This is a genomic window from Halomonas sp. AOP43-D1-4, assembly GCF_052446175.1.
Classification (GTDB): Bacteria; Pseudomonadota; Gammaproteobacteria; order Pseudomonadales; family Halomonadaceae; genus Vreelandella; species Vreelandella citrativorans.
Map to the genome: position 1 here is coordinate 1 of NZ_JBQSVY010000016.1, position 19495 is coordinate 19495.

General features: G+C 52.6%; 23 protein-coding genes. 13 read left to right on the plus strand and 10 right to left on the minus strand.

Annotated features, from left to right (window positions below; translation table 11 throughout):
* The first annotated feature begins 103 nt into the window (after positions 1-103).
* Positions 104-1174: a 23S rRNA (cytidine(2498)-2'-O)-methyltransferase RlmM gene (gene rlmM, locus ACT3RQ_RS15260; RefSeq protein ID WP_444640417.1), complete on the plus strand. Its 1071-nt coding sequence runs from the start codon at positions 104-106 to the stop codon at positions 1172-1174.
* A gap of 4 nt (positions 1175-1178) precedes the next feature.
* Here rlmM and ACT3RQ_RS15265 read toward each other — a convergent pair whose 3' ends face one another.
* The gene (locus ACT3RQ_RS15265) at positions 1179-1466 is read right to left on the minus strand and encodes an antibiotic biosynthesis monooxygenase family protein (RefSeq protein ID WP_087111672.1); all 288 of its coding nucleotides are present in this window, start codon (positions 1464-1466) and stop codon (positions 1179-1181) included.
* 29 nt (positions 1467-1495) lie between these two features.
* Here ACT3RQ_RS15265 and tusA point away from each other — a divergent pair, with 29 nt between their 5' ends.
* Positions 1496-1747 (plus strand): sulfurtransferase TusA, encoded by a 252-nt coding sequence (tusA, locus tag ACT3RQ_RS15270; RefSeq protein WP_087111670.1) that lies wholly within the window; start codon positions 1496-1498, stop codon positions 1745-1747.
* On the opposite strand, the gene ACT3RQ_RS15275 is transcribed toward tusA, so the two are convergent.
* From ACT3RQ_RS15275 to ACT3RQ_RS15285, 3 genes are all read right to left on the minus strand, one after another.
* Complete coding sequence (locus ACT3RQ_RS15275) at positions 1731-2480, minus strand: hypothetical protein (protein WP_444680808.1); 750 nt, start codon at positions 2478-2480, stop codon at positions 1731-1733. The two genes, tusA and ACT3RQ_RS15275, sit on opposite strands and share 17 nt — an antisense overlap.
* Before the next feature lie 109 nt (positions 2481-2589).
* The gene (locus tag ACT3RQ_RS15280) at positions 2590-3543 is read right to left on the minus strand and encodes a DUF3080 family protein (RefSeq protein WP_444680809.1); all 954 of its coding nucleotides are present in this window, start codon (positions 3541-3543) and stop codon (positions 2590-2592) included.
* A 42-nt stretch (positions 3544-3585) separates the two neighbouring features.
* Positions 3586-5004, minus strand: a complete 1419-nt coding sequence (locus ACT3RQ_RS15285) for an MATE family efflux transporter (RefSeq protein WP_444631269.1) — start codon at positions 5002-5004, stop codon at positions 3586-3588.
* A gap of 139 nt (positions 5005-5143) precedes the next feature.
* Between ACT3RQ_RS15285 and ACT3RQ_RS15290 the strand changes: the two genes are divergently transcribed.
* Positions 5144-5728 carry an elongation factor P hydroxylase gene (locus ACT3RQ_RS15290; protein WP_444628848.1) on the plus strand — a complete coding sequence of 195 codons (585 nt, stop codon included), beginning with the start codon at positions 5144-5146 and terminating at the stop codon, positions 5726-5728.
* Here ACT3RQ_RS15290 and ACT3RQ_RS15295 read toward each other — a convergent pair.
* Both ACT3RQ_RS15295 and ACT3RQ_RS15300 read right to left on the minus strand, forming a co-directional pair.
* The gene (locus ACT3RQ_RS15295) at positions 5725-6204 is read right to left on the minus strand and encodes a hypothetical protein (protein WP_172118338.1); all 480 of its coding nucleotides are present in this window, start codon (positions 6202-6204) and stop codon (positions 5725-5727) included. The two genes, ACT3RQ_RS15290 and ACT3RQ_RS15295, sit on opposite strands and share 4 nt — an antisense overlap.
* 13 nt (positions 6205-6217) lie before the next feature.
* Complete coding sequence (locus tag ACT3RQ_RS15300; protein ID WP_444631270.1) at positions 6218-7069, minus strand: TatD family hydrolase; 852 nt, start codon at positions 7067-7069, stop codon at positions 6218-6220.
* Positions 7070-7202: 133 nt separating this feature from the next.
* Between ACT3RQ_RS15300 and ACT3RQ_RS15305 the strand changes: the two genes are divergently transcribed.
* Complete coding sequence (locus ACT3RQ_RS15305) at positions 7203-9122, plus strand: ATP-binding cassette domain-containing protein (RefSeq protein WP_172118336.1); 1920 nt, start codon at positions 7203-7205, stop codon at positions 9120-9122.
* Positions 9123-9236: 114 nt separating this feature from the next.
* On the opposite strand, the gene ACT3RQ_RS15310 is transcribed toward ACT3RQ_RS15305, so the two are convergent.
* Positions 9237-9689 carry a universal stress protein gene (locus ACT3RQ_RS15310; RefSeq protein WP_172118335.1) on the minus strand — a complete coding sequence of 151 codons (453 nt, stop codon included), beginning with the start codon at positions 9687-9689 and terminating at the stop codon, positions 9237-9239.
* A 148-nt stretch (positions 9690-9837) separates the two neighbouring features.
* Here ACT3RQ_RS15310 and ACT3RQ_RS15315 point away from each other — a divergent pair, with 148 nt between their 5' ends.
* Positions 9838-10377: a preprotein translocase subunit YajC gene (locus tag ACT3RQ_RS15315; protein WP_172118334.1), complete on the plus strand. Its 540-nt coding sequence runs from the start codon at positions 9838-9840 to the stop codon at positions 10375-10377.
* Between the two features lie 8 nt (positions 10378-10385).
* Here ACT3RQ_RS15315 and slyA read toward each other — a convergent pair whose 3' ends face one another.
* Complete coding sequence (gene slyA / locus ACT3RQ_RS15320; protein ID WP_172118333.1) at positions 10386-10838, minus strand: transcriptional regulator SlyA; 453 nt, start codon at positions 10836-10838, stop codon at positions 10386-10388.
* A gap of 74 nt (positions 10839-10912) precedes the next feature.
* On the minus strand, positions 10913-12067 hold the full coding sequence (locus ACT3RQ_RS15325) for a DUF5924 family protein (RefSeq protein ID WP_444680815.1): 1155 nt from the start codon (positions 12065-12067) through the stop codon (positions 10913-10915).
* Between the two features lie 299 nt (positions 12068-12366).
* Here ACT3RQ_RS15325 and fadB point away from each other — a divergent pair, with 299 nt between their 5' ends.
* Positions 12367-14544, plus strand: coding sequence for a fatty acid oxidation complex subunit alpha FadB (gene fadB, locus ACT3RQ_RS15330; protein WP_444680810.1), 2178 nt, complete (start codon positions 12367-12369; stop codon positions 14542-14544).
* Between the two features lie 24 nt (positions 14545-14568).
* Positions 14569-15747, plus strand: a complete 1179-nt coding sequence (gene fadA / locus ACT3RQ_RS15335) for an acetyl-CoA C-acyltransferase FadA (protein WP_444680811.1) — start codon at positions 14569-14571, stop codon at positions 15745-15747.
* 53 nt (positions 15748-15800) lie between these two features.
* Here the strand turns inward: fadA and ACT3RQ_RS15340 are convergent, their stop codons facing one another.
* Positions 15801-16271: a flavodoxin family protein gene (locus ACT3RQ_RS15340; RefSeq protein ID WP_172118330.1), complete on the minus strand. Its 471-nt coding sequence runs from the start codon at positions 16269-16271 to the stop codon at positions 15801-15803.
* A gap of 233 nt (positions 16272-16504) precedes the next feature.
* Here ACT3RQ_RS15340 and ACT3RQ_RS15345 point away from each other — a divergent pair, with 233 nt between their 5' ends.
* The 6 genes from ACT3RQ_RS15345 to ACT3RQ_RS15370 all read left to right on the plus strand — a co-directional run bounded on the left by ACT3RQ_RS15345 (position 16505) and on the right by ACT3RQ_RS15370 (position 19409).
* On the plus strand, positions 16505-16720 hold the full coding sequence (locus ACT3RQ_RS15345; RefSeq protein ID WP_444640421.1) for a DUF2945 domain-containing protein: 216 nt from the start codon (positions 16505-16507) through the stop codon (positions 16718-16720).
* 60 nt (positions 16721-16780) lie between these two features.
* Positions 16781-17152 carry a thiol-disulfide oxidoreductase DCC family protein gene (locus tag ACT3RQ_RS15350; protein WP_444640422.1) on the plus strand — a complete coding sequence of 124 codons (372 nt, stop codon included), beginning with the start codon at positions 16781-16783 and terminating at the stop codon, positions 17150-17152.
* A gap of 40 nt (positions 17153-17192) precedes the next feature.
* Positions 17193-17729 (plus strand): hypothetical protein, encoded by a 537-nt coding sequence (locus ACT3RQ_RS15355; RefSeq protein ID WP_444640423.1) that lies wholly within the window; start codon positions 17193-17195, stop codon positions 17727-17729.
* A gap of 66 nt (positions 17730-17795) precedes the next feature.
* Positions 17796-18272 carry a YbhB/YbcL family Raf kinase inhibitor-like protein gene (locus ACT3RQ_RS15360; RefSeq protein WP_444680812.1) on the plus strand — a complete coding sequence of 159 codons (477 nt, stop codon included), beginning with the start codon at positions 17796-17798 and terminating at the stop codon, positions 18270-18272.
* A gap of 77 nt (positions 18273-18349) precedes the next feature.
* Positions 18350-18691: a zinc ribbon domain-containing protein YjdM gene (locus tag ACT3RQ_RS15365; protein ID WP_444622489.1), complete on the plus strand. Its 342-nt coding sequence runs from the start codon at positions 18350-18352 to the stop codon at positions 18689-18691.
* A 253-nt stretch (positions 18692-18944) separates the two neighbouring features.
* Positions 18945-19409: an SUF system Fe-S cluster assembly regulator gene (locus ACT3RQ_RS15370; RefSeq protein ID WP_441679217.1), complete on the plus strand. Its 465-nt coding sequence runs from the start codon at positions 18945-18947 to the stop codon at positions 19407-19409.
* Positions 19410-19495 lie beyond the last annotated feature (86 nt).

A 19495-nucleotide genomic window follows, 5' to 3' on the forward strand; every position in this document is an offset into this window, starting at 1 on the left:
ATGCGTGGAAGAAAATAAAGCACACGTGTTAATGGTATGATGCGTCCCCAGCGACTATATCAACCGGCTGTCACTTTGGGTGATAGACGCAATTTGAGGTGAAGTGGTGAGTAAAACGGTACCGACATCGTGGTTAGTTTACTGCCGCCCTGGTTTTGAACATGATGCGTTGTCAGAAATGCAGCACCATGCAAAGCACCAAGGGGTACCCTGTGAACCTGCTTATGGGGAAGGGTGGGTCAGCCTAACGCGAACAGACGATGAACCCGTTAATGACTTGCACCGGCGGGCGGCTTTTAAAAGACTTATTTTCGCTCGTCAAAGCCTGGCGGCCTTACCAGCACTCACCTTGTCACGAGATGATCGATTAACCGCTATTTTAGAGCAGGTTAAAGCTAGCGGCTGGAGTTTTGAAGAAATCTGGCATGAAACGCCCGATACTAATGATGGTAAGGCGCTGGTTGGCCTGATCAAAGCCCTTACCAAGCCGTTGCAAAGCATGTTGAAAAAACGCGGTGCGCTACGCGGCAAGGCAGGTGGGCGTCGGTTACATATTTTTTGGACCGATGGTGATCGCGCCCAGCTAGGCATAAGTTTTCCCGGTAATCGTAGCGAGCTGCTTAACGGTATTCGTCGGTTGCGCTTCCCTTCGCGTGCACCAAGCCGCTCTACGCTTAAACTGGAAGAAGCATGGCATGAGTTTATCCCACGCGAAGAGTGGGAGGAGCGCTTGAGTGCGCATATGCAGGCAGCAGATCTAGGAGCCGCGCCCGGTGGATGGACATGGCAGTTGGTGCAGCGGGGCATGTACGTTTATGCCATTGATAATGGGCCAATGGATAAGCAGCTAATGGCCTCTGGGCAAATTGACCACCTTAAAGAAGATGGCTTTACCTGGGAGCCGCCTCAGCGTTTGGATTGGCTGGTATGTGACATCGTAGATAAGCCCGTACGGGTGCTGGCGATGGTCGAGCGTTGGCTAACGCGTAAATGGTGTAGAGAGGCTATTTTTAACCTCAAACTACCTATGAAGAAACGTTGGGATGAAGTAACGCGCTGTTTGGAAACATTGGAAGAAGCGCTTAAAAACGCGGGTGTTGGTGCCCACATAAACTGCAGGCACCTTTATCACGACCGGGAAGAAGTGACTGTGCACGTAAGGCTAACCCACTAAGGTGTTAATAGCCCGCTTCATAGATGCGGATCGTCTCGTCTTCTGTTAATAGCGGTAAAATACGTTGCATCGCAGTGGCACGCGCATCGCTGGCGTGCCATTCTTTCCAGGCGCGTAAATCGCGCCATTTGGTAATCATCAAGCGTCGATCCGTATGGCCTTGTTGTGCCAGCGTTTCACCGCTGACAAAGCCTCTGACACCGAGCGAAACACGCATGACTTCGCGTGCGGCCTGTTCATACTCATCTTCAAGGCCAGGCATAATACGCCGTTCGATGATAACTTTAATCATGCTATCTAGTTCCTAAACCGAGGATATGAATGGCTGACACGACTGATGCCTCACCCCACTACGACACTGTTCTGGACACCACAGGGCTTTATTGTCCTGAGCCTATCATGCTGATGCACAACAAAGTGCGTGATATGAGTTCAGGTCAAGTGCTTAAAGTTGTGGCAACGGACCCTGCTACCACGCGTGATGTACCTAAATTTTGTCAATTTTTGGGTCATGAGCTTGTCGACCGCAGTGAATCAGCAGAAAGCTACGTTTACTTTATACGCTTAGCGTAAAGATGTGCAGCCGTGCGCGGCAAAAATCGACTAATGGTGAATAGCCTCGCACGACCATCATGGCTAATGTCTCAAGAGTAGCGGGATCTTCCTCAAGAATACGGTTAGCGATATGGCGCTGAAAGTAATAAACGCTCGGGTGACAGGAGCGTGCACTGTAGAGGCACTTATCACCCAACAGAATGGGTGTCATTGTGGCCTTTTCTTCATCAGCAAGTAAGGCATCAATAGAGCCATCGCTGTACAAGCGCCATCCGTAAACGGGTTTCATATGCCACGGTGCATTGGGGTGATTCATGCACAACGCATGAGTGCCCAGGGTATCGGGAATTTGCTGGATGAGCGTAACGTCTCCCGACGCTTCATACTCAAAATAGTCAGCGGCAGCCGTTAGCTCGTAATATTTGTGATCGGGCGGTGACTCAAAGATCTCTTCTGTTTCTGGATCGCGATAGCCAACAAAATAGCCGTTTTCCTGGCTATCCACCTCTTGGCAGGCGGTTAGTGTTTCCATCCAGGGCACCAACCCAACAACATGGCCATCGGCTCTTAAGCCCCAGGCCAGAATGGGCATGCCAAAATAGGAATCGGGGCTCGCAGCGAGCTGGTATACCATTTCCAACCCGTCTAACTCGGGCGCTAAACGAACCAAACTTTTTTGCGCCTGCTGACGCAGGCGCACGGTATCCAGGTCGATGACCTGGGCAGAGCGGGGTGACTGGGATACGCTCATGATGTCCCTCCTAATGCTGCGTGGCCACGACATTGGTAAGCAAGAAATGCTTACCGCATCCTTCACCAATAGCACAGGTTGCCCATAAGGTTAAGAGGGAGGCGAATATTTAATCGCTTAAACAGACTGAGTGCATTTCTCTAAGCGATAAGTGGTGCGTTTTGGCCTGCTGATACTGCTGCCAAGGCGCTTGTGCGTTATCAAGTGAGAGCCATTGCGTTTGGTAAACACGTACCGCTTCTGGCAAGGCAACGCTTTGGCTGTTTATCAGCTTGTTGATAGCGAGTAGCCACTGTTGCGCGTTAGCTTCAAGGAGGTTCAGTGCTTCAGTGTCCCACGCTGTTAAACACGCTTCATGGTGAGGATCATGCTGGCTTAAGTACTCGCTGGCGTCTTGCAAACGTTGTTCGGAAAGTAGCAGTGTGCGGAGTATCTCGGCGGTTAAGGGGCGTTCTTGAAGGTGCTTGAGGTGGTTTTCAAGCTGAGAGGAGTCTTGCTGCCATGCTTGGCTAAACTGGCTATCTACCATTTGTTGCAAATAATCGACAGCGGCAAGCTGCTGCGCAATCGCTGGAAAATCACTCATCGCTAGCGGTTGGCTTGCCCGAGAGAAGCTTTTTACCCACTCATCAGAATCGAAAATAGCATTCCAGCTAACAGCGGGTAGTTGTGCTGTTTTCAGAGCAGTAAGCTGTTCAAGGCGCTCTTTATTGCGCTCGCTTAACCGGTCTGGGACATCGCTTTCCTGGCATGCCGCCAAGCGTTGCCATAACTCACGCTCGTAAAGCCAGTGCTGGCTGGGCGGCGCAACCCGGCCAAGCTGATTGTTGCGGGCTGCAATCAGCGATGTGATGTGACACTCGCGCAACGCGTAAATATTGAGTATGCCATCGCGGGTTTCAGATACCTCAATCAGCCTTTCTTGGCGTTCTGGAAATGCCCCTATGTTGGATACTTCTGTGCGCTCGAGCGGAGGCGAGGACAGGTCTTCGGCCAACTGATGATGATAGGCGACCCATGGCTGCTCTGCCTCATGATCGCTGCAACCTGTCAAAACCGACATTGCCGTGAACATAACGAAGAGAAGCCACAGGTTTGTCACTTTTCACCCCTGTCGGCTAATCCATTTTAAACGCCAGGCCAACAACAGTGCGGCGGTGCTAAGCCCTGCAATCAAGCCTATCCAGTACCCATGAACACCTAAAGGCTCGGTTAAACCGCTTGCACCATGCACACCTAACCAGTAACCGCCTCCAAGGCCTACAAGCCAGTAGGACAGCACTGTAATGACCATGACGATGCGGGTGTCCTTATACCCTCGTAGCGCGCCTGCCAGGTTCACCTGAAGCGAATCAGAGAGCTGGAAGATGACCGCAAGGGCAATGAGGGTAAGGGTCAGCGCCTGTATCTCAGGGTTCGAGGTATACAAGGCAATCACCGGCTTGGCAGTTAGCCACAAAAAGAGGCTATTAAACGCCGCAATCAGTATGCTCACCACCACACCATTCCATGCAACCTGGCGAGCCAGTGTCAGGCGATGTTGGCCGAGGGTATTACCCACGCGTACCGTTAATGCCATGCTCAATGAAAGCGGCAGCATAAACAGAATAGAGGTAAAGCTGAGCGCGATTTGGTGAGCACCTACGGTTATCTCGCCCAGGCTGGCAACAAACAGGGCGATCAAGGTGAACAGGGTCACCTCAACAAAAATAGCCACGCCAATCGGCATGCCTACAAAAATCAGCTCTTTAATACCCGCCAGCTGTGGAGGCGTAAAACGGTGCCATAGCGACACGTTTTGGTAAGCACGCCCTCGGCGAGTGTACAGCAGCATGATTAACATCATGGTCCACATGGAGATAGCCGTCGCGATCCCACAGCCAAAGGCACCCATGGCCGGAATTTGTTGCAGAATATCGGGAACGCCGCTACCCAACAAATTGACCAGCCCGTCGCCGCCGTAGATCAGCAGGTAGTTGGCCGGAATATTCACGAGCAAACCGATGACACTGATCCACAATGATGGCCGCGTATGGTTCATGCCATCCGAAAACGCGCGTAATGCTTGAAAGAGGGCAATACCGGGCATACCGAACGCCACCGCTGAAAGATAAGCAGCTGATTCTTGAGCGACTTGAGCCGGTACATCCATTAATTCGAAAATGGGCATGACGCTGGTTCTAAGCAGAATCGCGGCGATAATGCCTAGAACCAAGGCCACCCATAATCCTTGATGAACCGCAGGGCGAATGGCATTGCTTCGCTGTCCGCCGAGGTGATAAGCGACAATAGGGGTAAGCCCCATGAGCGTGCCCGTCATAAAGAGCATCAAGGGCGCCCATAAACTGGTACCTACTGAGACCGCTGCCAGCGACGTAGCGTTAAAGCGTCCCGTCATCATGACATCGACTACCCCCATGCCTGCCTGGGCAAGCTGCGCGCCACAAATAGGCAGCGCCAATAAAATTAAGGCACGGGTTTCTGGCCAATAGGTGGTTTTGATATCGTCAGCAAAGCGGGCCAAGGAAAGGCTCTCCGTTAGTAAAGTAATCTATAAAACGCCGCTAGATTAGCAGGAGTCGCTGGTTTTTGCCGTTTAGACTTCAGCCTACCTAACGAGGGCCGTTATACTAGGCAAAAAGGCCTTAAATAACGAGGATATTGTGGTTCACACAGATAACAAATGGTTACTTGAGGATATTACGGCACTCTTTGACGGCATTTTTATGCCGCGCTATCAAACCCGATTAGTGCGGGGTGAAGATGAGCCGCTTTATCGACCGGCAAGCAAGGAAGCGCCTTATCATCAGATTATCTTTGCCCGTGGGTTTTATGCCAGCGCCCTGCATGAAATTAGCCACTGGTGTATTGCTGGTGCCAAGCGCCGTCAGTTGGAAGACTATGGCTACTGGTATTTGCCCGATGGGCGTAATGCCCAGGAGCAGAGCGCTTTTGAGCAAGCCGAAATTGCCCCTCAGGCGTTGGAGTCACTGTTTGCTGACGCGTGTGGACGCATCTTTCATGTCAGCGTGGACAACCTGGGGGGCGATGTTGACGTCGATCGTGACGCATTTGCGGAGAAGGTAAACGCCCGAAAGCAGCGCTATTTACAAGAAGGCCTGCCCACGCGCGCCAACGCCCTTTATGTGGCGTTGACGTCGTTTTATCAGCGCAAAGAGCCACTAGCCGCTGCGATTACCCAAGGCCAAGCGGTCTTGGGTCAAGCGCCTGTGGCTGCTAATGCTTAATCCGTTTCGGTTAAGCGCTGGTGCAAGGACAGCATGACCTCAAGCTCATGTTCGGGGCGCATGGGCTCCAGGCCCAGCTCGCTGAATGTCTCACGTCGCTGGCGGTGCCATTCACCCGGTGTGATAGACGGGTAGAGCACCGATGCCGGCGCCAGTTCTACAAAAGGGTCCAACCCATACGTATCAAATAGACGCGCCAGCGCCGCCTCATCCTCACCATTGTCGCTGGTATAGAGAGTGGCGGAGAAGTAATCGTTTTCCAGCTCGCGAATCACCTCAAGGGGGCTAACGCCCAGGCTCTCAAGTTCCTCGATGCTGTAAGCGCCCATGGCATTGGTATCTTCCTTGATCCAGCTATCGTCTGGTTGGATCAAGGTTTCCTTAACGCGTCCATCGGGCAATGACCAGGCTATGGCAAGGGGGAGGCCATCTTCTTCGCCCGTTTCAATGGCAATAAATCCTGGGTAATCGGCCACGCTCGTACTCCTTTCAAGATTCTGTAGGCAGGCGGAAAAAGCGCTGTGCAGTTTGTGTCGTGGCGCTACCTAGTTCAGCTTCGCTGATGCCGCGCCACTGGGCAATTTCTTTTACGATCCACGGCAGAAGCGCTGGCTCATGGCGGCGCCCTTTGAGTTTAGCGGGTAGATTGCGGGGCAGCAGGTAAGGGCAGTCGGTCTCCACCATCAAGCGCTCCAGCGGAATATCGTTAACCAGCGGGCGCAAGTGATGGCCGCGACGCTCATCGCAAATCCAGCCGGTCAGGCCAATATGTATATCCAGGTCCAGATAGCCGTGCAGCGTATCGCGGTCAGCGGTAAAGCAGTGCACAACCGCGTCGCTGATATCATCGCGCCAAGCGGCCAATATTTCACGCATTCGTACGCCTGCATCGCGCTCATGTAGAAAAAGCGGCAGGCCGCTTTCAGCAGCTAGTGCCAACTGCGCTTCAAACGCATGCTCTTGCTCGGCAGGCGTCGAAAAATTGCGATTGAAATCCAGCCCGCATTCGCCAACGGCGACTACCTTCGGATGTGCGTGCAAGGCTTTCATCTTGTTGGCTAGGTCTGCATTCCAGCAACTGGCATCATGCGGGTGAATGCCCGCCGTTGCGAAAAGGCCGGGATATTGCCCGGAAAGGGCTATCGCCTGCTCGGCGTGCGCCAGGTCCGTGCCCGTGACAATCATTGTATTAACATGAGCAGCATGAGCCCGCGCGATGACGTCATCAAGATCACGATCAAAGCTTTCGTGCGTCAAATTAGCGCCAATATCGACCAACGGAGACGTAGGGCGAAATTGAAGCGCTTCAGGTAAAACGTTATCGACTGCCGATGAAGCCAAGCGTTACTCCTTCGTCGAAAATAGCAAACCAGTATTGTAACGCTAAGCACACGTATCGACTAATGCGCGAAGCTTCCCCTCTACTGCTGTCCATGCGTTACACTGTGCGCCTCACGACGATGGAGGATACTGCGTGACCTTGTTACGACTCGAACAGCTGCAACTTGCCTACGGCACCCAAGTACTGTTGAACCGCGCTGACCTTACGGTCGAAAAAGGCGAGCGGCTGGCGCTGGTCGGGCGCAACGGCACCGGTAAATCTACGCTTTTAAAATTAGTGGCGGGTGATATTCAGGCTGATGACGGCTCGGTTTGGCGAGCGCCTGGCTTGAAAATTGGAGTGTTGGCTCAGGAGTTACCTGAGTCATCGGGCATGACTATTTTCGACATGGTCGCACAGGGTCTGCCTGAAGCGGGCGAGCTGCTGTCTGAATATCAGCACTTGATCAACGATCCCGACCCGGACATGAATCGCATGGCGACGTTGCAAACCCGCATCGAAGCGATTGATGGCTGGTCGTTCCATCAGCGTATTGATGTTGTGCTAACGCGGCTGGGACTTCCTCCTGAAACTGAGATGAGTTCTCTTTCAGGCGGCTGGCGTCGCCGGGTCGCGTTAGCGCGAGCGCTGGTGTCTGAGCCTGATTTACTTCTGCTTGATGAACCGACCAACCATTTGGACCTGGACACCATTGCATGGCTTGAAGAGCAGCTTCTGGCTTTTAATGGTGCGGTGCTGTTGATTACCCATGACCGGGCGTTTCTTTCCAGGCTGGCGACTAATATTCTTGAGCTTGATCGTGGCAAGCTGGGCCGCTACCCGGGCAAATACGAAGAGTTTCAGGCGCGCAAGCAGCACGAGCTTGAAGTTGAGGCGCGGGAAAATGCCGAGTTCGACAAAAAGCTGGCGCAGGAAGAGACCTGGATACGCCAAGGGGTTAAAGCGCGCCGTACCCGTAATGAGGGGCGGGTACGTGCTCTTGAAGCCATGCGCGACGAGCGCAGCCAGCGCCGTGAACGCCAAGGCACTGCTAACCTGACCGTTGATAGTGGTGAACGTACCGGTAAGCGGGTAGTCGAGCTTAAAGGGGTGACTCAGCGCTTTGGTAACGACGTTATTCTGCGTAATGTGAACCTGGAAGTCGTGCGCGGCGACCGTATCGGTTTTCTCGGGCGCAATGGCGCGGGCAAAACAACACTACTTAAAATTCTGTTGGGTGAGCTAGCACCGACCGAAGGCAGTGTACAGCTAGGCACGAACCTTAAAGTGGCCTATTTTGACCAGCTGCGCGCAGGACTTGAACTGGAAAAAACGGTTTATGACAACGTGGCTCAAGGCAGTGACCGAGTCAGCGTCGGTGGCAAGGATCGCCATGTCATGAGCTACCTGCAGGATTTCCTGTTTACGCCTGACCGCGTGCGTCAGCCTGTAAAAGCACTGTCGGGCGGGGAGTCTAATCGTCTGCTCTTGGCCAAGCTGTTTACCCAGCCTGCCAATGTGTTGGTGCTTGATGAGCCGACCAACGACCTGGATATGGAAACCCTGGAGCTGCTTGAAGAGCTGTTGCTGGACTTTGACGGTACGCTGTTACTGGTTTCCCACGACCGAACCTTTATGGACAACGTGGTGACCAGCATGCTGGCTTTTGAAGGCGAAGGCGTTGTCCGTGAATACGTGGGCGGTTACACCGACTGGATACGTCAGGGCGGTAAGCTACCGCCTGCCCCTTGGGAAGGCGCGGCGCGTCAACAAACCGAGCCCACCAGCGCGGCGGTAGAAAAAGCACCTGAGAAGGCACCTGAAGAACCCGCTAAAAAAACCGTCAAGCTCTCCTATAAGTTTCAGCGCGAACTGGATGCATTGCCTGCCGACATCGAGCGGCTTGAAGCCAATGTCGAAGCGCTGGAGCAAGTGGTAGGCGATCCCGCGTTTTATCAGCAGGAGGCCAGCGCGGTAACAGCGAAACTACAAGAGCTAGAGCATGCTCAGCAGGCGCTTGAAGCCGCCATGGAACGCTGGATGGAGCTTGAAGCCATGGCCAACGGCGAATAGCGGAAACTCAAGTGTATGTTCCCAAAGGCGCCTGGTCGGTGCCTTTGGGGATAGTAGCTTTTTGAACAGAAGCGTTCGATATGCAAGTCAGGCGCCGAGAATAAGCGCGTATATTTATTCGTCGCTGCTCTCGCCCTTTTTGCCAACCCGTACGGCGAGCACATCACACTGCGCGCCGTGCAGCACGCCTGTTGACGTTGAACCCAGTAGCAGGGCAAAGCCGTGTCTTCCGTGGGAGCCAACCACAATCAAATCAACGTTATGTTCATCCGCGAAGCGATGAATTTCCGTGTCGGGCATGCCCACCACTACGTGCTGGTCGGCCTTGTCGATATGAGGGGTCGCAATTTCAGCCAGGCGCTGCTTGGCATGATCATCCAATTGGTCTTGAATGCTGGTAAGGTCCATCGGGATATCACCTCCATAGGCGAAACCCAAAGGCTCAAGGGTATGCATAATGGAGATTTTGGCACCATTGTTGCGCTCAGCGATAACGATCGCGCGCTCTAGTACCTTGTGAGAATCTTTTGTTAGGTCAACGGCAACCAGAATATGGTGATAGCTCATGGCTTATCTCCTTGGCGATAATTAACAAAGAAGCAAACTTTGTTAGATAACCTTTACTTTAAGCTGCATGGACAATCTTAACAACGATCTGCGTCATGGTTTTTTAAACGTGTTAACAGCGTACGACTGAAATAGGGTGGAAGCAGTGATGGTATGGTTAATTATCATTTTTGTATTGTTATTTGTGATGGCGCCGGTCATGTGGCTTAAGCCAAGCCCGCGTCAGGTAAGGCAAATGGCGTTGCGTAACGGTGCTAAGCAACAAGGGGTCAGTGTTAAAATGGAAAAACCCCCGCTGCACCATTTTAGGGGCACCATGCCCGCTTATCGTTGGCACTATCCTCAGGATGCGCCAGGCCCGGACTTTGTGCTGCTACGGGACAGCAATGCCAGTGCCGCACTAGAGCCCTATTATGCTGGCTGGCGTTGGCGTATTGCACCGTTGCGCGATTTACCTGAAAGTGCCAGTGCGCCGTTAAAAGCACTCTTGGAGCGGTTGCCTCAGGATGCACTAGTGATTGAATCGACGCCTTATGCGCTAACGCTTTGGTGGTGGGAGTCGCAAACCGCCGAGCGTTTCTCCACTTATCTTGCAGACGTAAAGCAATTAAAGGGCGCGCTAAGCGGTTTGTCGGACCAGCCGCTAGGCAAGCCGTTGGATAATCGAGACGGTGCGCATCACCGCTAGGTGAGCATCTAAGCAGTAGGGGGGTCTTGCTCGCGCGCTTGAATGGCTAGCCCGTTTGATTCAATTATTGACAGCCATTCATTGAGCTGTTCAAGCTCACGCTCACCAAGCCCGACAAAGAACTCTTCACGGACTTGGGTAGCCACCGCATCAATTTTTTCTAAAAGCGGCATTGCTGCTGGCGTAAGGTAAATACGCTTGCTGCGCCGGTCACTATCACAAGCGCGTCGCTCAACCAGACCCTGCTCCTCAAGTTGACCCAGTGTACGAACAAGTGAAGGGGCCTCAACACCAATCACTCGCGCTAGGTCGCACTGGGGATGTCCCTCACCCAAGCGCCAGATATGATAAAGCGTGACCCAGCGCGTTTGGGTAAGCCCCAAAGGAGCGAGCCTACGATCCAAAATTGAGCGCCACAAATGCGGCAGGCGTGCAAGACGAAAACCAATCGATGAAGCCATGGGCAACTCGCTACCAAAAAGTGGGAGGATAGATTGTCATTAGCTATGGCTTGGATTGCAAGCCATAGGCGGACTTAGTCGCTTGTCGGCGTGTCAGAGCGTTCACTGCTTCCTGGCACAAAACAACGCAAATCAAGTCTGCTTAAACCGCTGGCGCGAATAGCGCTATCGGCTTTAGAGGCCTTTTGTAAGTCTTCCGATACCGTAAAACGAATCAGCCCCACGCGTTGACCACTATCAGTCATGATATCTATTCGCCAGTCACCTGATGGGTCAGCAGGAAAGTTAAGCTTATGACTCCATGCCCGATAACCCTGTTCACGCCCACCACTAATGTCCAGCCGGACGGTATCTAACGGTTCACCGTTGTGACGCCAGGCGTGGTAAATAGTTTCGCTTAATCCTCGTGGGGCACGGATCGCGGTATACACATAAAGGCCGTTTTCACGAATAGCATCTGGCGTCAGCGCAATGGAACCCTGCGGTTCTCGCTGCTGAATATCAAGCGAAGGGGAGAGCGCACTGCTGGTCAACCAAAGGCTTGCGGGCGGCACCCAAATACGGCCTATCCAGGCAGCATACGCAAGTGCAAGCGTTAGCCCTAGAAATAGGCACCAGCGTTTTAACGAGCGCTGCTTGAGTAAATGCCAAAAGCTGGGAAGCGCTACCAGTACCATCAAAGACATCGCTAACAAAAGGCTTTGTCCGGTCGTGAGATGGAGCATGATCGGTAGCGTTACCAGCATCACCAAAAAAACGCACAGCGCATGGAAAATAAAATAGAGACTGCGCCAGCGGCCAGCTACCTTGTAATAAAGCGGGTCGATAATTGATAACAGCGCCATGCCAATGACCAGGAGAGCAAATAGCGTTTGTCCGCTATTCCATACCGTCGTAATTAAAATGAACGGAAGGGTAAAAAACAGCGTCTCCTGGTGAATCATTTGGGCAATAAACGTAGTGGCGCCACGGTGCAGGGTAGGGTGGCCACGCTTGGCCAGCCAGCGGCCAATTAAACTTTCAGAAAGCAGCAGCGTCCAGGTAAATAACAGCCCCAGCGCTAGCGCCGCACCTAGCCACTGCTGACGGTCGACCAGAAAAAAACTGCCTACTCCCGCTGAAAATGCCATGGGCGGCCATAGCCAGCTCCAGGGTTTAATGCGCTCCACTAAGCGCTCGGTAAAGTGCTGAATGGCTTTTATGCGCGTCGGTGTTAACAGGGCGCCCATGAATATATGACCCATAGTGAAAAAAATCATGATCCATGGGTTTCTGAAAAAAGTCGATGCCCAGCAGGTAATCGTCTTAATGTGTCCTTAATAACGGAATATTTAGGTGATGAGAAAGTGTACTTCCTGGCAGGGATTAGCCAAAAGTCAGGGCTTGACGTTGTTGGATAACTCAACCAAGCTAACGCTATCAAACGACCGTATGAAATGCTGACGAACCAGCCAGGGACTTGTCGCTAAAACTTGCTGCAAGAGTCTGCTGACAGGAGCGCCAGTTCAAACCTGTGGAGAGAGCACGGATGATCTATCAAGGCAATGCCATCACGGTGGAGCGTCGTGACACCCTGAGTGGCCATCACATCGCGCGGCTTATTTTTGATTTAAAAGATGAGTCCGTTAATAAGCTTTCCAGCGCTGTTGTTACCGAACTGGGAGAGGCTGTTAGCGCTCTTCAGGCGGTAGATGACTTGCAGGGCTTGATGATTGGCAGCGGCAAAGACGCATTCATTGTCGGGGCGGATATCACCGAGTTTCACAGCCTGTTCACTAAAGGTGAAGCGTACCTTGAGGAGATGAACCTCAAGGTGCACGAGATATTTAATGCGATTGAAGATCTCCCTTTTCCAACCGTTGCCGCCATTAATGGCCTTGCCTTGGGTGGCGGGTGCGAAGTGCTGCTCACCACTGATTTTCGCGTGATGAGCGAAAAAGCTAAAATTGGACTTCCCGAAACCAAACTGGGCATTTTGCCGGGCTGGGGTGGTTGTGTACGCTTGCCACGCTTGATTGGCGCTGACAATGCGATTGAATGGATTGCCGGTGGCACTGAAAACCGCGCCGATGCGGCGCTAAAAGTCGGCGCTGTCGATGCCGTGGTCACGCCCGAGCAGCTAGAGGAGGCGGCGCTAGACATACTTGACCGCGCTAACGCTGGCGAGCTTGATTACCAGGCGCGTCGCGCAGAGAAAAAAGGCCCCTTAAAGCTCAATGCTATCGAACAAATGATGGCGTTTGAGACGGCCAAAGGGTATGTCGCCGGCAAAGCGGGCCCTCACTATCCAGCGCCTATTGAAGCTATCAAGGTTATTCAAAAAGGTGCGGGTGAAGAGCGCAGTCGCGCCCAGGCCATTGAGGCGAAAGCCTTTGCCAAGCTTGCGCTAAGCAGCGTGGCATTTAACCTGGTCGGTCTGTTTATGAACGATCAGGTCGTCAAAAAGAAAGCCAGCAAGTATGAAAAGCAGGCGCAGCCTGTTAAGCAAACGGCCGTGTTGGGCGCCGGTATAATGGGCGGTGGTATTGCTTACCAAAGCGCCTCTAAAGGCACGCCTATCTTGATGAAAGACATCAAGGATGAAGCCATTGAACTGGGCCTGAAAGAGTCCCGTAAACTATTCGCCAAGCAGGTTGAGCGTAAAAAACTCACCAATGAGCAAATGGCGGAAAAGCTGACCAATATTCGCCCCACGCTCTCCTACGGCGACTTCGGCAATGTTGATTTGGTGGTTGAAGCGGTTGTTGAAAATCCCAAGGTAAAAGGTGCGGTGCTCAGCGAAGTCGAAGAGATGGTAGGAGAGAATACGGTCCTGACCTCCAACACATCGACCATTTCGATTAACCGCTTGGCTCAGAACCTGAAGCGCCCTGAAAATTTCTGTGGCATGCACTTTTTTAACCCTGTGCATCGCATGCCGCTGGTTGAAGTTATTCGCGGTGAAACAACCTCTGACGCAGCAGTTGCGGCGACGGTGGCTTACGCTCGCGCCATGGGGAAAACGCCCATTGTGGTGAATGACTGCCCCGGCTTTTTAGTAAACCGTGTGCTGTTCCCCTATTTCGGCGGCTTCAGCTTCCTGGTCGAGCAGGGTGCCGACTTCCAGCGTGTTGATAAGGTCATGGAGAAGTTTGGCTGGCCGATGGGGCCTGCTTACCTGCTGGATGTGGTCGGTATGGATACGGCGGTTCACGCTAATGACGTCATGGCGGAAGGCTTCCCGGACCGCATGGCGCGTGAAGGCAAAACGGCAATCCAGGTGATGTACGAAAACGAGCGCCTGGGCCAGAAAAATGCCAAGGGTTTTTATGCCTATGAAGAGGATAAAAAAGGCAAGCCCAAAAAAGTAACGGATGAGCAGGCCTACGCGTTAATCGAGGAAGTGGTTAGCGACAAAAAAGAGTTCTCCGACGAGGATATTATTGCCCGCATGATGGTGCCGCTCTGCATGGAGACGGTTCGTTGTCTGGAAGACAATATTGTTGATACGCCTGCCGAAGCGGATATGGCGCTGATTTACGGTATTGGTTTCCCGCCTTTCCGCGGTGGCGCGCTGCGCTATATCGACGCCATGGGCGTGGCGGAGTTCGTCAAACTGGCGGAAGGATTGGCTGAAGAGCTCGGCCCGCTGTACGCGCCGACTGAAAAGCTGCGCCAAATGGCGAAGAACAATGAGCAGTTTTATCCCGCCCCCGGTCAGGCCTAAGTCACCGCGAACAGGAGAAATAAGATGAGTTTGAATCCCAGAGATATCGTGGTGGTCGACGGTGTACGTACCGCCATGGCAAAAGCCAAGCATGGCGCATTTCGTAACGTTCGTGCGGAAAACCTGTCCGCTGCTGTCATGCAGGCGTTGTTTACCCGTAATCCCAATCTAGACCCTTCTGAAGTAGATGATGTGATTTGGGGCTGCGTTAACCAGACCCTTGAACAAGCCATGAACATTGCTCGCAATGCGGCGATCATGACCGGCATTCCACGCTCGGTACCGGCGCAAACCGTTAACCGTCTGTGTGGCTCCTCCATGACTGCGCTGCATATTGCGGCGGCGAATATCAAAGCGGGCATGGGCGATTTCTACATCATTGGTGGTGTAGAGCACATGGAACATGTGCCCATGGCGCATGGGGTTGATGTAAACCCTGCGATTAGTAAATACGCCGCTAAAGCCTCCATGATGATGGGGCTGACCGCCGAGCTACTAGGTAAGATGCACGGTATTTCGCGGGAAGACCAGGACCGGTTTGGCGTGCGTTCGCACCAGCGTGCTCAGGCAGCAATGGAGAAAGGCTACTTCGATAACGAGATTGTCGGTGTTGAAGGCCATGACCAGCGCGGCTTTAAAGTGCTGTTCAAGAGCGATGAAGTGATCCGCTCTGATGCAAGCTTTGAGTCCATGGCCCAGCTTAAGCCGGTGTTTGATCCGCGTAGCGGCACCGTCTCGGCAGGCACGTCGTCCGCGCTTTCCGTGGGTGCTTCCGCCATGGCGATCATGAGCTACGAGCGCGCCCAAGCGTTGGGGCTTGAGCCTATCGCTAAAGTGCTTTCTACCGGTGTAGCAGGTTGTGATGCATCGATTATGGGCTATGGCCCGGTGCCGGCTTCTAAAAAGGCGCTGAAAGCCGCAGGCCTTTCGTCGGATGATATCCAGACTGTCGAGCTTAACGAAGCCTTTGCAGCGCAAAGCTTGCCGGTATTAAAAGACCTGGGCTTTTTGGAGGCCATGGACGAAAAGGTTAACTTAAACGGCGGTGCGATTGCCTTGGGCCACCCACTAGGTTGTTCCGGTTCACGCATCAGCACCACGCTGCTTAACGTTATGCAACAGCGCGACACCACGTTGGGCCTGGCCACCATGTGTATTGGTATGGGGCAAGGGGTTGCGACGGTATTTGAGCGCTTGAAGTAACCAGCCTTATGCACTGATAAACGGCACCTATCAAGGTGTCGTTTTTTTTCGCCTTAAATAATCCCAGCCTCCAGGCTGGCAGCCACGGATAGCCCCAGCTCCTCGCATTGCTCGATAAAACCTGCCTGAAAGTCGCCTCGGCAAATAAGTGGCTCTTGTATGAGTCGCCAGCGCAGCCCGGTGGTAATGCTCTCAATGCCACGCTGAGTGCCGGTGCCATCGTGGCCTGCCCGAATATAAAACGCGAACGGTAAACCTTCGGTTTTATCAAGGCAGGCGTAGTAGCATCGATCAAATACGTCCTTCACTAACCCTGCCATATAGCCCAGGTTTTCAGTGGTGCCGAGAATAATCGCATCGGCTGAAAGAATATCGTCCGGTTGTGTTTCAAGCGGGGTGAGCGATGTTACCACCACCTTTTCTACGTCAGGGTGGGACGCGCCGTGCACCACAGCCTCCAGCATCTTTTGTGTGTTCTCGGAAGGTGCATGTGCAATGATCAGCAGTTTTTTGCATTCCGCCATGGCAGCCTCTTGTCTAATGAAGTAAGGACACGCAAAGGCAAACAGCCATTCTTTAAAGTGGCGCGTTTACCGGATGCTAGGGTAGCAACCTGGCTCTTATGTGTCGTCACAGGTGAATACTTAGCGCTATGAGTGAGTACATCTACACTTAAGGTTAAGTGAACCAAATTCTGATAGGGATGGGGAATGATAGGGGGGAGAATGATAGAGGTGGAAAACAATAGGAGTGAAGAATGGCTAAGCGCTTCAAGGTGGGCGATCACGTAAAATGGAACTCAGAGGCTGGCTATGTAAGCGGGCATATCACTCGCGTACATACGCAGGATACGACCTACAAAGGTCATCACCGTTATGCCAATGAGGAGGAGCCGCAGTATGAAATCAAAAGCGACAAAACCGATCATGTTGCGATGCATAAAGACGCCGCGCTTACTCTGATGGATCACTAGCATTGCGTCGTGCCACCGACGTGCCACACTTACCCCCTCAATGTCCGCTCCGAGTATTATATGCCCACTGACAACACAATTAAGGTCTATTACGATGCGGTTTGTCCCCGCTGCCGCAAAGACAGGCAGCGTTATGAGCATTGGGCAGGCGAGGGGGCAAGCGATATTCGTTGGTGTGATGTCAGTGAGCACCGGCATACACTGCAAGAGAAGGGTATAGAACCTGACACTGCGTTAAAGTCGCTGCATGTTGAGCGGGCTGATGGGGATATAGTAGAAGGCATTGATGCCTATCGCCTGTTAATGACTCGGGTTGTCTTTTTACACCCGGTTGCGTGGTTGATCGGTCTGCCGGTGATTAAACCACGGTTAAGGAAGCTCTATGATGGCTGGGTAAAACGACGCTTAAAGCAGCAGGGTCGCTGGTCTTAAAAATGATGGTGGTAATTTGCATGGGGAGCCCATAGGAAACATGAAAATAAAGCAAAACATGTTATGTGTCCTGCTACTTGGGAGTGTGCTATTGGCAGGGTGTGCAGGCAAGCAACACAGGACGACATCGACCACATCTCAAACGAATGATGAGCCTGTTCAGGCAGCACCCGTTGCAAGTTCCAGCAGTGTATCGGCGACTGACTGGGTGCCGCCGCTGTACATGAGCCCTGAAGAAGAGGCCGCTTACTATGTGAGCAGGCTTTCTGATCGCCGCTTCGTTTCCTATTACGGCGACCAGGACAACCGCCGGACCTTTTATATTGCCGCTGAGCGGTTAGGTGATATTGGCTTACCCGCAGTGCCACTTTTGTATGCGCGCTTGAATACCCAGGATGAGTACGAACAAATGCTGGTGCTTTACGCGCTTCAACTGGCAACACAAGATCCGCTGTTAACGTCTAAAACCGGTGGGAATTATGTGCAGCTATCCTCCGTGCTAAGCCCCGAGAGCAACGCAGAAAATGTGGTAATTGCGCAGCAGTGGTGGCAACGCAACGCGGGTTATCTGAATTAACGTTGATGCCTTGGATATTTACTACCACTCTGTAGACATAGTGATTGGCTAACCAGGGAGAAACTTATGGCATTTGCTCTGTCATCAATGGAAGTCACCAGCACCGCTTTTGAGCAGCATCAGGCGATTCCTGCCCGCTATACCGGGGAAGGCGATGATCTATCGCCTCCTCTTGAGTGGCATAACGTACCTGAAGGTACAAAAGGGTTTGCGGTTATTTGCCACGACCCCGATGCGCCGCTGTTAAAAGATGGCCGCTACGGGTTTGTTCACTGGACCCTTTATAACCTGCCCGGCGATATTGCCGGGCTGGATGAAAACACTCAGCTGGGCACTTGTGGCAATAACGACTTCGACAAGCAGGGCTACGGCGGTCCTATGCCCCCAGAAGGGCATGGTAAGCACCTTTACTACTTTTTAGTGCTTGCTTTGGATCAGTCAATGGATCTGCCAAAAGGTCTAAGTGTCGCGGCGCTATTTGAGAAGGTAGAGCCGCACGTATTGGGGATTGACCGGCTTGTAGGCACCTACCAGCGGGGCTAATGCCCTCTTGGACTGGAGCATTTTGCCTAACCGGTGTAGGCTCCATCGCTTTGCTGGTTTTTGTGATGGAGCCATTGATGAACGAATTACCTAATTGTCCTGCCTGCGCCTCAACGTTCACTTACGATGACGGCTTGCAGTACGTCTGCCCGGAATGTGGTAATGAGTGGTCGAAAACGGCGGATGCCGATGCCTCTGACGATATTCCCAGCGTACGCGATGCGAACGGCAATCCCCTTTTTGACGGCGATAGTGTGACCGTCATTAAAGACTTAAAGGTCAAAGGCAGCTCGTTGGTTGTTAAGGTCGGCACGAAGGTTAAGAGTATTCGTATTGTTGAAGGTGATCATGATATCGACTGTAAAGTTGATGGCATTGGCCCCATGAAGCTTAAATCTGAATTCGTTAAAAAAGCTTGATGCTCAGTTAATCAGGTGCTGAGCCATAACAAGCCTATCCCTGGTGGATAGGCTTTTTTGTGGGATAGCCAATAAAATTCTCAAATGATAATGATTGTTGTTTTTGATGGTAACGGCGGCGAACGTGCCAGAACTTGACGCAATTTGCCAAGGATTGGGCAATAGGGCTTCACATCGATTTTATACAGGACTAAAATGGTACCCAATTAACACGCAAGCCAGCCTGATGATTTGCTGGCTAACGGGAGTCGCTATGCTCAAGCTTTCTCGGCTGACAGATTACGCCGCTGTTGTGATGGCACAAATTGCGCGTCACCCAGAGGCATCGCATACGGCTGCAGACTTGGCGGAAGACGTACAGCTACCGCACCCAACGGTAAGCAAAACGCTTAAGATGTTGGTCCGAGCGGGGCTTTTAGCGTCACAGCGAGGGGCGCAAGGCGGTTACCGGCTTGCCAGGCCCGCGTCACAAATTACCGCAGCGGATATTATTGCGGCGATTGAAGGCCCTGTCGCGATGACCGAGTGTAGCCATGCCCAAGGAGAGTGCGAGTTGGTCGCAACGTGTGGTGTGGCCGACAATTGGCAGCGTGTATCGCTCGCGATTAGTACCCTGCTTGAAAGCGTAACGTTAGCCCATTTGGCGGCATCATCGCCTCTCAAGCTACCCGTACAATTACCAATTCAAAGTATCAATCTATCGGCGGTATCTGCATAGCTCTGGATATACAGGGTTCTGAACATACGCAAATTCCGATAAGCGTTGATACGCATTTATTTATAATTGACGGCGAGCGGTGCTCG